12 protein-coding genes are annotated in these 12,055 nt (G+C 63.4%); 8 read left to right on the top strand and 4 right to left on the bottom strand.

The window, feature by feature from the left end:
- From NP534_RS22310 to NP534_RS22340, 7 genes are all read left to right on the top strand, one after another.
- Positions 1–525 (top strand): insulinase family protein (locus NP534_RS22310; RefSeq protein WP_337994331.1); only part of this gene is annotated, 525 nt, incomplete at its 5' end.
- A 170-nt stretch (positions 526–695) separates the two neighbouring features.
- Positions 696–767 (top strand): pyrroloquinoline quinone precursor peptide PqqA, encoded by a 72-nt coding sequence (gene pqqA, locus NP534_RS22315; RefSeq protein ID WP_003243383.1) that lies wholly within the window; start codon positions 696–698, stop codon positions 765–767.
- Between the two features lie 78 nt (positions 768–845).
- The gene (pqqB, locus tag NP534_RS22320; protein WP_033703075.1) at positions 846–1,757 is read left to right on the top strand and encodes a pyrroloquinoline quinone biosynthesis protein PqqB; all 912 of its coding nucleotides are present in this window, start codon (positions 846–848) and stop codon (positions 1,755–1,757) included.
- 9 nt (positions 1,758–1,766) lie between these two features.
- Positions 1,767–2,522 (top strand): pyrroloquinoline-quinone synthase PqqC, encoded by a 756-nt coding sequence (pqqC, locus tag NP534_RS22325; protein WP_047583697.1) that lies wholly within the window; start codon positions 1,767–1,769, stop codon positions 2,520–2,522.
- Complete coding sequence (gene pqqD / locus NP534_RS22330; protein ID WP_274100140.1) at positions 2,519–2,794, top strand: pyrroloquinoline quinone biosynthesis peptide chaperone PqqD; 276 nt, start codon at positions 2,519–2,521, stop codon at positions 2,792–2,794. The genes pqqC and pqqD overlap by 4 nt, the downstream gene beginning before the upstream one ends.
- Positions 2,766–3,926 carry a pyrroloquinoline quinone biosynthesis protein PqqE gene (pqqE, locus tag NP534_RS22335; protein ID WP_033703079.1) on the top strand — a complete coding sequence of 387 codons (1,161 nt, stop codon included), beginning with the start codon at positions 2,766–2,768 and terminating at the stop codon, positions 3,924–3,926. The genes pqqD and pqqE overlap by 29 nt, the downstream gene beginning before the upstream one ends.
- Positions 3,892–5,724 (top strand): S9 family peptidase, encoded by a 1,833-nt coding sequence (locus NP534_RS22340; protein ID WP_274100141.1) that lies wholly within the window; start codon positions 3,892–3,894, stop codon positions 5,722–5,724. Before pqqE ends, NP534_RS22340 begins: the two co-directional genes overlap by 35 nt.
- A gap of 47 nt (positions 5,725–5,771) precedes the next feature.
- On the opposite strand, the gene NP534_RS22345 is transcribed toward NP534_RS22340, so the two are convergent.
- Positions 5,772–5,930, bottom strand: a complete 159-nt coding sequence (locus tag NP534_RS22345) for a YqaE/Pmp3 family membrane protein (RefSeq protein WP_003177654.1) — start codon at positions 5,928–5,930, stop codon at positions 5,772–5,774.
- 151 nt (positions 5,931–6,081) lie between these two features.
- Complete coding sequence (locus NP534_RS22350) at positions 6,082–7,362, bottom strand: aspartate aminotransferase family protein (protein ID WP_274100142.1); 1,281 nt, start codon at positions 7,360–7,362, stop codon at positions 6,082–6,084.
- Between the two features lie 209 nt (positions 7,363–7,571).
- Between NP534_RS22350 and NP534_RS22355 the strand changes: the two genes are divergently transcribed.
- Positions 7,572–8,495 (top strand): LysR family transcriptional regulator, encoded by a 924-nt coding sequence (locus NP534_RS22355; RefSeq protein WP_274100143.1) that lies wholly within the window; start codon positions 7,572–7,574, stop codon positions 8,493–8,495.
- Positions 8,496–8,795: 300 nt separating this feature from the next.
- On the opposite strand, the gene NP534_RS22360 is transcribed toward NP534_RS22355, so the two are convergent.
- Both NP534_RS22360 and NP534_RS22365 read right to left on the bottom strand, forming a co-directional pair.
- Positions 8,796–10,574, bottom strand: a complete 1,779-nt coding sequence (locus tag NP534_RS22360; RefSeq protein WP_274100144.1) for an acyl-CoA dehydrogenase C-terminal domain-containing protein — start codon at positions 10,572–10,574, stop codon at positions 8,796–8,798.
- A gap of 123 nt (positions 10,575–10,697) precedes the next feature.
- Complete coding sequence (locus NP534_RS22365; protein ID WP_274100145.1) at positions 10,698–11,981, bottom strand: GGDEF domain-containing protein; 1,284 nt, start codon at positions 11,979–11,981, stop codon at positions 10,698–10,700.
- Between the last annotated feature and the right edge of the window lie 74 nt (positions 11,982–12,055).

Below are 12,055 nucleotides of genomic sequence, written 5' to 3' on the forward strand. Positions count from 1 at the left end.
CTCTGGGTTGATGCTGCGCTCGCCGGCAGCGAAAACGCCCTGCTGCTGTTCTGCCCGGTGGCGGCCAACCAGCAAGCCAGCGGCCGCCTGCTCGCCCAGCTGTTGCAAGGGCCGGTGTACCAACGGCTGCGGGTGGAACTGCAACTGGGCTACGCCGTTTTCAGCGCCTTCCGTCAGATAGAAGGCTGCAATGGCCTGCTGTTCGGCGTTCAGTCGCCCCATGCAAGCCATACCGAAATACTCGCTCACCTGCATGCGTTGCTAAGCCAGGGCGTGACACTGGACTGCACCGCCCGGCAAGCCTTGGCCGAGCAGTTCGTCGAACCCGCCATGGCCAATGCCGAGGTAGCCGAATGGGCATGGCAGGCACACATGGCGATACAATCCGACAGGCTGAATCACCTGCACCGGTCTATCCTGATGACGCAACAGGCCGATCTGGACGTGCTGCTAGGCAGCCTTCTTGCCCCCCGCGCCCCCTGGCTCTGCCTGGCCAATGCGGCTGCACCAGGCCCAGCCTGGTGAAGAGCAAAGCAGTATTGTTACGTGAACTGCAAGGGCGCTTTTCCAATAATTAACCTTTCAGTACAAATTTTTCTTGTAAGATAGCGCAATCTCAGTCAAGGGAACCTCCGGCGCCCGGCGGTACCCAACAAGTAGCTGACCAACCCAACCCGTTCGGAAGGAGTCATCCCATGTGGACCAAACCTGCATACACTGATCTGCGTATCGGCTTCGAAGTCACCATGTACTTCGCCAACCGCTAAGCCCTGCTTACGGTTCGACGCCTCGGCCCGCCGGGGCGTTTGTGTTTTTCGGATACGGTTTTCCGGTAGAGAGTGGCCATGTACATCCAGATTCTCGGTTCCGCCGCCGGCGGCGGCTTCCCCCAGTGGAACTGCAACTGCGTCAACTGCAAGGGCTATCGCGACGGCAGCCTGCGTGCCACGGCGCGCACCCAGTCGTCCATCGCGCTGTCCGACGACGGCGAGCACTGGGTGCTGTGCAACGCCTCGCCCGATATCCGCGCCCAGCTTCAGGCCTTTGCGCCGATGCAACCGGCCCGCGCCCTGCGCGATACCGGCATCAATGCCATCGTCTTGCTCGACAGCCAGATCGACCACACCACCGGCCTGCTCAGCCTGCGCGAAGGCTGCCCGCATCAGGTCTGGTGCACCGACATGGTCCACCAGGACCTGACCACCGGCTTCCCGCTGTTCAACATGCTCAGCCACTGGAACGGCGGCCTGCAGTGGAACCGCATCGAGCTGGAAGGCAGCTTCGTCATCGACGCCTGCCCCAACCTCCGGTTCACCCCCTTCCCCCTGCGCAGCGCCGCGCCGCCCTATTCACCGCACCGCTTCGACCCCCACCCGGGCGACAACCTGGGCCTGCTGGTCGAAGACACCCGCACCGGCGGCAAGCTGTTCTACGCCCCAGGCCTTGGCCAGGTCGACGACAAGCTGCTGGCGATGATGCACGGCGCCGACTGCCTGCTGGTCGACGGCACCTTGTGGGAAGACGATGAAATGCAGCGCCGTGGCGTCGGCACCCGCACCGGCCGCGAGATGGGCCACCTGGCGCAGAACGGGCCAGGCGGCATGCTCGAAGTGCTCGATGGCTTCCCGCGCCAGCGCAAGGTACTTATCCACATCAACAACACCAACCCGATTCTCGATGAAGACTCGCCTGAACGGGCCGAGGTCCAGCGTCGGGGCGTTGAAGTCGCCTTCGATGGCATGAGCATCGCGTTGTAAGGAGGCCTGATGAGCGACCCATTGCCGATGTCCCCTGCCGAGTTCGAGCAGGCCCTGCGCGCCAAAGGCGCCTACTACCACATTCATCACCCCTATCACGTGGCGATGTACCAGGGCCGCGCCACCCGCGAGCAAATCCAGGGCTGGGTAGCCAACCGCTTCTACTACCAGGTCAACATCCCCATGAAGGATGCCGCGATCCTGGCCAACTGCCCGGACCGCGAAGTGCGCCGCGAGTGGATCCAGCGCCTGCTCGACCACGATGGCGCCCCTGGCGAAGACGGGGGTATCGAAGCCTGGCTGCGCCTTGGCCAGGCCGTTGGCCTGGACCCTGAGCAACTGCGTTCACAGGAGCTGGTGCTGCCCGGCGTGCGCTTTGCCGTAGACGCCTACGTCAACTTTGCCCGCCGCGCCAGCTGGCAAGAGGCGGCCAGCAGCTCGCTGACCGAATTGTTCGCCCCGCAGATCCACCAGTCGCGCCTGGACAGCTGGCCCCAGCACTACCCCTGGATCGACCCGGCCGGCTACGAATACTTCCGCACCCGCCTGGGCCAGGCCCGGCGTGATGTCGAGCACGGGCTGGCGATTACCTTGCAGCACTACACCACCCGCGCGGGCCAGGAGCGTATGCTGGAGATCCTGCAGTTCAAGCTGGATATCCTCTGGAGCATGCTCGATGCCATGAGCATGGCCTATGAGCTGAACCGCCCGCCTTATCATTCGGTCACCCAGGAACGGGTCTGGCACAAGGGGATCGCCCTATGAGTTTCGATCGCAAGCAGGTGCCGAACTGGCGCCCCGGCTACCGCTTCCAGTACGAGCCGGCCCAGAAAGGCCATGTGCTGCTGTACCCCGAGGGCATGATCAAGCTCAACGACAGCGCAGCGTTGATCGGCGGCCTGATCGACGGCCAACGCGACGTCGCGGCGATCATTGCCGAACTGGCACAGCAGTTCCCGGATGTCCCGGAAGTGGCCGACGACATCGAGCAGTTCATGGAGGTGGCCCGTGGCGAACACTGGATCGTCCTCGCCTGACCTGCCGGCCACGCCCGAGGTCGGCCTGCCGCTGTGGTTGCTGGCCGAGCTGACCTACCGCTGCCCGCTGCAATGCCCGTACTGCTCCAACCCGCTGGACTTCGCAGCTCAGGGCCAGGAGCTGAGCACCGCGCAGTGGTTCAAGGTGATGGCCGAGGCGCGCGAAATGGGCGCCGCGCAGATCGGCTTTTCGGGTGGCGAACCGCTGGTGCGCCAGGACCTCGCCGCGCTGATCGGCGAGGCGCGCCGGCTGGGCTACTACACCAACCTGATCACCTCGGGCATTGGCCTCACCGAAGCGCGCATCGCCGAGTTCAAGACCGCCGGCCTGGACCACATCCAGATCAGCTTCCAGGCCAGCGACGAGCAGGTCAACAACCTGCTGGCCGGCTCGAAGAAGGCCTTCGCGCAGAAGCTGGAGATGGCCCGTGCCGTAAAAGCCCACGGCTACCCGATGGTGCTCAACTTCGTTACCCATCGGCACAACATCGACAAGATCGACCGCATCATCGAGCTGTGCATCGCGCTCGAGGCCGACTTCGTCGAGCTTGCCACTTGCCAGTTCTATGGCTGGGCGCACCTTAACCGCCTGGGGCTGCTGCCGACCCGCGCACAGCTGCAGCGGGCCGAACGCATCACCAATGAATACCGTGACAAGCTCAAGGCCGAAGGCAACCCGTGCAAGCTGATCTTCGTCACCCCGGACTACTACGAAGAGCGCCCCAAGGCCTGCATGAATGGCTGGGGCAACCTGTTCCTCACCATCACCCCGGACGGTACCGCCCTGCCCTGCCACGGCGCCCGCCAACTGCCGGTGCAGTTCCCCAACGTGCGTGACCACGACCTGCACCACATCTGGTATGACTCGTTCGGTTTCAACCGCTTTCGCGGTTACCAATGGATGCCTGAGCCCTGCCGCTCCTGCGACGAGAAGGAAAAGGACTTCGGCGGCTGCCGTTGCCAGGCCTTCATGCTCACCGGCGATGCCAGCAACGCCGACCCGGTGTGCGCAAAATCGGCGGATCACGGCATCATCCTCAAGGCCCGCGAGGAGGCTGAAACCGCCCAACTCGCCATTGAAGAGATGACCTTCCGCAATGATCGAAACTCCCGTGTCATCGCCCGCGGCTGAATTCAGCGCAGCCCAGGCCGTCGCCGCTGGTACCGACTTCGCCGAGCTCAAGGTCGGCCCCACCGGGTTGTTCTGGAACGAGTTCCGCCCGGCCGACGGTGCCTGCCGAATCTGGCACTGGCATCAGCACCAGGCCCAGTGCCTGACGCCGGATGGTTTCAGCGTGCGCAGCCGGGTTTACGAATATGGCGGGGGCAGCTTTTGCCTCGGCGGTGAAGGGCTGGTCTTCGTCAACGAAAAAGATCAGCAGCTCTACACCCAGACGCTGGACGGCGCCGCACCCAAGCGGCTTACCGACGACCAGCAGTGCCGCTACGGCGATGTGCACTGGCACGACGGCCAGGTGCTGGCGGTCGAAGAGCACCATGGGCAAACCGTGGAGCATCGCCTGATTGCCCTGCGCGAAGGCTCGCGCGAGGTGCTGGCTGAAGGCGCCGACTTCTATGCATCACCCACCGTGAGCAGTGACGGGCAGCGCCTGGCGTGGGTCGAATGGGACCGCCCGGCACAACCCTGGACACACACGCGCCTGCTACTTCGCCAACGCGACAGCAGCGGCGCATGGGGGCCTGCGCATTGCGTGGCAGGCCTGGACGAGTCTCTGCAACAACCGCGCTTCGACGCGCAAGGCCGCTTGTATTGCCTGTCTGATCGCGACGGTTTCTGGCAGCCCTGGGGGGAAGTCGACGGGCACTGGCAGGCCCTGCCCGCCGAACCCGCCGACCATGCCTCGGCGCCCTGGCAACTTGGCGCCAGCAGTTGGCTGGCCCTGGGGCCGCAAAGCTATGTGGCCAGTTGGTTCGAGGGCGGTTTTGGGCAGTTGGGGCTGCGCAACGCAGAGCAACCGGTAGAACGTTTCGCCAGCGCCTACACGCGCTTTCGCGGCCTGGCCATGGATGACGGGCACCTCTATGCCATCGCCGCATCCCCCGTCAGCCCGGCGGCAGTCATTGCCATCGACCGCAGCAATCACGAGGTACGCGTGCTGGCAGGGGGTGCCGAGGTACTGCCCGCCGAAGCCATCAGCATGCCGCAGTCCATTCGCTACACCAGTGGCAACGGCATCGCCCATGGCTTCTTCTACCCGGCCATGCACGCCAAGGCGCCCGCGACCCTGGTGGTGTTTATCCATGGTGGGCCGACGTCGGCCTGCTACCCGGCGCTCGACCCCCGCATCCAGTACTGGACCCAGCGCGGCTTCGCCGTCGCCGACCTGAATTACCGGGGCAGTACCGGCTATGGCCGGGACTATCGCCAAGCACTGCACCTGCACTGGGGCGAGCGAGATGTCGAGGATGCCTGCGCTGCGGTCACGCACCTGGCCGGGCTGGGGCTGATCGACCCGCACAAGGCCTTCATCCGCGGTGGCAGCGCGGGCGGTTACACCACGCTGTGCGCCCTGGCGTTCCACAACGTGTTCCGAGCCGGGGCAAGCCTCTACGGGGTCAGTGACCCCATTGCCCTGAGCCGCGCCACGCACAAGTTCGAAGGGGATTACCTGGACTGGTTGATCGGTGACCCGCTGCAAGATGCCGAGCGCTACCACGCACGCACCCCACTGCTGCATGCCGCGCAGATCAAGGTACCGGTAATCTTCTTCCAGGGTGAACTGGATGCTGTGGTGGTACCGGAGCAGACGCGCCTGATGCTCGATGCACTGAAGGCAAATGGCATAGAAGCCGAAGGGCACTTTTATGCGGGGGAGCGACACGGGTTCCGCCAGGCAGGGAACCTGGCGCATGCGCTGGAAGAGGAGTGGAAGTTCTATTGCCGAGTGTTAGGCCAGGTCCCTCACTGAATCTGGCCTTTCGTCGCGAAAAGGGCCGCAACGCGGCCCCAATGCGCTCAACGCTTGGCGATGATATACACCGCATGCACGATCCCCGGAATGTACCCCAGCAGGGTCAGCAGAATATTCAGCCAGAATGCCCCGCCAAAGCCCACCTGCAGAAACACCCCAAGTGGCGGCAGCAGGATGGCGATGATGATACGAATGAAGTCCATGCGAGTCTCTCCTGAAGGGTCTCAACAAAGACTAGCCGCGCTTCGTAGAGGTTCCACACCCCCGCAATACCGGGCAAAAAAAAACGCCCCTGGCCAAATGAAACAGGCCAAGGGCGATGCGCAGAAACGCCAGACGGTTCGTTGAATTCGGTTACGCCGGCATTTCCCGGCGGGCCTGCTGCTGTGCATGCAGACGGGCAAAGGCGCGGGCCAGGCGCAGGAGCATTTCGTCGATGTTGCCCTTGCTCACGGTCAGCGCGGGCGAGAAGCGCACCACATCGGCCTGCGGGGCATTGAGCAGCAGGCCTTCATGCAGGGCAGCCTTGACCAAGTCCTGGGCGACGCGCTCCTGCAGTTGCAAGGCCCACAGCAGGCCTTGGCCACGCACCACGCCCTGGCCATATCGCCCCGCCAAGCGGCAAAGGCCTTCGCGCAGGTGGCGACCGCTGTCCTGTACATGCTCGAAGAAGCCAGCCTCCAGCACGGTATCGAGCACTGCCAGGCCCGCAGCGCTCACCAGCGCGTTGCCATGGTGGCTGCCTTCCAGCTCACCCGGCTCGGCGCAGCAAGCACTACCACGCGCCAGCAAGGCCGCCAGCGGCACACCACCACCCAGGCCCTTGCCCAGGGTGATGATGTCGGCCCGCACGCCGTAGCTCTGCTCGGCGAGCAGGGCGCCACAACGGCCGATGCCGGTCTGTACCTCATCGAGGATCAACAGGATGCCCAGCTCGCGGCACAGTGTTTCGACGCCCTTCAGGTACGCCTGCGTGGCCGGAATAACCCCTGCCTCGCCCTGGATCGGTTCGAGCATGATCGCCACGGTGCGCGAATCCACTGCTGCATGCAGCGCCGCCAGGTCATTGAACGGCACCTTGCTGAAACCCGGCAGGCCCGGCTCGCAACGATTGCACGGCAGTGGGTCGGAGGCCGACAACGCGCCCAGGCTGCGGCCATGGCAGGCCTGGCTGGCGGTGATGATGTGATAGGCGCCGTTGCGGTGCAGCTGGCCCCATTTACGCGCAAGCTTGATCGCCCCTTCGCAGGCTTCGGCGCCGCTGTTGAGCAGGTAGGCCTGGTCGCTGCCCGTGCTCTGGCACAGGCGCTCGACCAGTGCCAGCAGCGCGCGGCTGTGGTAACCGGAACCTGGGTTGATCAGTGCCTGGGCCTGGCTACCCAGTGCCTTGACCAGCACGCTGGGGCTGTGGCCAAGGCTGTTTACCGCACCACCCTGGGTGAAATCCAGGTAGGCATGCCCTTCACTGTCCCACAACCACGAACCCTGACCCCGCACGAACATCTGCGGCGCGCGTTCGGTGCTCGGCATCAGGCGCTCGCGGGACAACTGCGGCGCATCCGCCACGGTCACCGGCGCACACTTGGGCTCGACGACAGCGGCGGCTGCCGACCGGCGCAGGTTGAACAGGTTCATCAGGGCTCCAACCAATCACGGTAAAGGGCGGCTATGTGCGGTCTGAATGCCGGCACTTGATATTTAGCCTTGCCTATCAAAAGTGTTTTTCATCTGGGGTAACAATCAGCTCAATGGCCGCTGTAACCCACTGGAATACAGCGATAGACTAGGCTTCGTGAAGGTTTTCGACCATTTCGTTTTTCCAGTATTTTCGATAAGTGTTACTTATGGATTTCCGCCAACTGCGTTATTTCGTCGCGGTGTACGAAGAAGGCCACGTAGGCCGCGCCGCCGAGCGTCTGTCACTGTCCCAGCCAGCGCTTTCCCAACAGATACGCCAACTGGAACACAGCCTCGACCTGAACCTGTTCGAGCGCAGCAACAAGCGCCTGCTGCCGACCCTGGCCGCACACACGCTGTACAACCATGCCCTGCCGTTGCTCGATGGCCTGCAACGGGCCCATGAGGCCATGCGCAATTTCAAGGGCCAGTCCCTGCGCACCTTGGCCATCGGCGTGCTGCAGACCGTGCGGCCAAGCCTGGTGCCGCAGCTGCTCGAACGCTTGCGCAAGGCACAGCCGCACCTTGTGGTGCAGATCTACGAGCTGTCGGGGCTGGAAATCGAACGGCGCTTGCTCAATGGCAGCCTGGACATTGGCATCAGCTACCTGCCGCCGCGCCAACCTGGGCTGCATGGCCTGCTGCTGTACGAAGATGAACTGCAGCTTGTCATCCCCGATACCCACCCCTTGAAGGATTTCAAGAAGGTATCGATCCGCCAGGCCGCCGAGTTACCCATGCTGATGCTGGGCGAGGAGTTTCAGATTCGCCAGATCTGGCAGGCGCAGCTGGCCAGCCAGGGGCGTCGGCCGCAGGTGCAGGCAGAGATGAACAACATGGCCGGGATTCTCGACAGCCTGGCGCACACGGCGCTGGCCACCATCCTGCCTGGCCGGGCCAAGGATGCGGCCGAGGATGACCAAGGCCTGCTGTGGAAGCCATTGAGCGAGCCGCGGGTACCGCTCAAGGTTGGCCTGGTGTTCCGCGATGCACAGCGCCAGCAGGCATCGGTCGAGCTGCTGCGTACTTTGCTGGAAGAAGAGACAGACGCGCGCCAGCTGGGGGGCTCGCCGCTGGATGTACTCGGCTGAAAGGATGTGCTCGGCTGCAAAACACGCGCACAAAGAAAACCCCGCCGAAGCGGGGTTTCCCAGACTGTTTCCCTGTGACATCCGTATCGCCCCGCCATCCTGGCAGGAAGTCCTTCGTCGTCTTCCTTGATCTGTCCTTTGCGCTTCCTGCGCAACGTCCATGTGTTAAAGATTACCCGTGGATCCAATCTGAGAACAGTGGTGAAAAGTCACCACGCAGTGTAGGAAAAAGCTTACAAAGAGGATTCATTGCTAGTCATACTGGGGATTGGGGGCGCTTCGCCCCCCAGCATTAGCAGATCAGAACTGCTCAGCCCCCAGCAGATACAGCGCCTCGCTCCCCGCCTTGACCGAGGCCACCAACGACTGCACCCGCGGCAACAGACGCGCAAAGTAGAACCGCGCCGTCCCCAGCTTGCCGGAGTAGAAGGCTTCATCCCCCTCGCCAGCCTTGGCCGCCCGCGCCATCAACGCCCACATGTAGCCATAGGCGACGTAACCAAACGCCTGCAGGTACTCGACCGACGCGGCGCCAATCTCGTTGGGGTTACCCTTGGCCTGCTCCAGCACCCACTCGGTCAGCCCGTCCAGCTGGTCAAGGTAAGCACCCAAGGGTTTGGCAAACTCATCCAGTTCACTGTCGGCACCGGCGACAAACCGGCGTATCTCGTCCGAGAACAGCTTGTAGTACGCCCCCCCACTGGCCACCACCTTGCGCCCCATCAGGTCGAGGGCCTGGATGCCGTTGGTGCCTTCGTAGATCTGCGTAATCCGCACATCACGCACCAATTGCTCCTGCCCCCACTCCCTGATGTAGCCATGCCCGCCGAATACCTGCTGGCCATGCACGGTGCACTCAAGGCCAAGGTCGGTGAGGAAGGCCTTGGCAACCGGGGTCAACAGCGCCACCAGTTCTTCACTGCGCTTGCGGGTGGTCGGGTCTTCGCTGTATTTGGCACTGTCGAGCTGCATCGCCACGTAGCTGGAGAAGGCGCGCCCGCCTTCGATCAAGGCCTTCATGGTCAGCAGCATGCGCCGTACATCCGGGTGGACGATGATCGGGTCGGCGGCCTTGTCCTTGGCTTGCGGGCCGGTCGGGGCGCGGCTCTGCAGGCGGTCACGGGCGTATTCCACGGCGTTCTGGTAGGAACGCTCGGCCGATGCCAGGCCCTGGATGCCTACACCCAGGCGCTCATAGTTCATCATGGTGAACATGGCCGCCAAACCCTTGTTCGGCTCACCGACGATGTAACCAACCGCTTCGTCGAAGTTCATCACGCAGGTGGCTGATGCCTGGATACCCATCTTGTGTTCGATCGAGCCACAGGTGGCGGGGTTGCGCGCGCCCAGGCTGCCGTCCTGGTTGACCAGGAATTTGGGCACCAGGAACAACGAAATGCCTTTGGGCCCGGCCGGGGCGTCCGGCAGCTTGGCCAGCACCAGGTGGATGATGTTCTCGGTCAGGTCATGCTCGCCACCGGTGATGAAGATCTTGGTGCCACTGACCTTGTAGCTGCCATCGGCCTGGGGCTCCGCCCTGGTGCGGATGATGCCGAGGTCGGTACCGGCATGGGGCTCGGTCAGGCACATGGAGCCCGCCCAGACGCCAGCGTACATGTTGGGCAGGTACGCTGCCTTGAGTGCTTCACTGGCGTGGGCATTGATCGACAGGCAGGCGCCGGCGGTCAGCATCGGGTACAGACCGAAGGCCAGGCTCGACGCGTTGACCATCTCCTCGACCTGGGCCGAGATGACCTTGGGCATACCCATGCCGCCGAACAGCGGGTCACCGCCCACGCCCACCCAGCCGCCTTCGGCATAAGTGTTGTAAGCGTCGATGAAGCCAGCGGGCGTGCTCACCGCACCGTTGTCCCAGCGGCAGCCCTCTTCGTCGGCGGCGCGGCTGAGCGGGGCGATGGTCCGCGCGGTGACCTTGCCGGCTTCTTCCAGCACGGCCAGGGCGGTTTCGGCATCGACCACGTCGGCCAGCGCGGGCAACTGTGCCCATTGCTCGGCCACGTTGAAGACTTCATTCAGAACGAAGCGCATGTCGCGCAGGGGCGCTTTATAGTCGGCCATGACAACCTCTCGCTAGTAGGGTCGGGGCGGTCTCGGAGAACCGCGACACTGGGTTGCTGGCAGTGTAACCGAACAACTTTTACGAGACATAGGGTCATCACTTGACCGCACGGTCTAATCTGGTCACGCCATTCGTACCGCCCCACGTTGCGATTGTTGCCCATGCACCATGACACAATTGCGCCCCGCCTCTTTGGCGCTATACAGCGCCTGATCGGCGGACTTGAGCACGGCCTCCGGGTTGCGGTGATCGGCCTGGCGCTCGGCAACGCCGATGCTGATGGTCACCGAAACCGTACCGGCGCCGCTGCCACCGCGGCGCTGTCGCCCTGCCGAATCGTCCTGCGGGCGGCTGTTCGGGTCACGCAGTTGCATGGCGTAGTTGGCAATCATCTCGCGCACGGCTTGCACGTGCGGCACACACTCTTCTGCCGTCTTGCCCGCGAACACCAAGGCAAATTCCTCGCCGCCATAGCGATAGGCCCTACCGCCGCCGGTGACCTTGGACAACCGGCTGGCGACCAGCCGTAGCACCTGGTCGCCGACATCGTGGCCGTGGGTATCGTTGAATTTCTTGAAGTGGTCGACATCGGTCATGGCGATCACATAGTTGCGCCCCAGCCGTTGCATGCGCTCATTCAAGGCGCGGCGCCCCGGCAGGCCGGTAAGCTCATCGCGAAAGGCCATCTGATAAGCCTCGTGCGCGACGGCAGCGGCGATCATCAACATCACCTGGCTGCACATGACGTTCAGGGTAAAGGGCAGGATGAACGTTTGCGGCAGCATCCAGAAGAAGCCGATCAGGCCAATCACCTGTGCCGCGTGCAAGGGCCTGGGCTCGCGCAGGTACTGCACCACCAGCAGGATGAAAACCGCGAGGAACAACGGGTAGGCCATCTGGATCAGGCTCATCCACTGGCCATGCAATGACGGCCAGCGAATCTCCGCCAGCCACGTCAGCAGCGTATCGGGGTAGCTTTGCTCGAGGGCCACAGCAACACTGGCAACGGCAAACAGCACGGCGAAGCGCGCGACCAGGTCCTGCAGCAGGTGGGTGCGCTCCTGCCAGGCGCCATACAGCGCGAACAGGGCTGGTAGCAGCAGGCACACCAGGTGGAAGATCACCGCGGCATCCGCGCGCACGTGGCCGTTGTCACGGTAGAAGTCGGTCTGGGTGTCGAGCAGATAGTAGGCGATGTACACCGTGACCATCAGAAACAGCTCGCGCTGGCGGCGATAAACGGCGCAGTAGGCACCGCCCAATAGCAGGACCAATGTAGGCAGCACATTGAACAGCGACGTGAAAAAGACACTGAGGTCTCTTACGTAAGCCGCCGCAAGGCCTGCCAGCAACAGAAACAGCGAAGGCAGGAAGTGGCTTACGCGTACAGCATCAAGACGAAACAAGGGTAATCTCCAACCCGGCAGATCAATAGTGGCATTGTGCCCTTATTTCATCGGCAGCGCGCGTGAACAGTTGA

The sequence above is a fragment of the Pseudomonas sp. 39004 genome, from assembly GCF_028682155.1.
GTDB classification, from domain to species: Bacteria; Pseudomonadota; Gammaproteobacteria; order Pseudomonadales; family Pseudomonadaceae; genus Aquipseudomonas; species Aquipseudomonas capeferrum.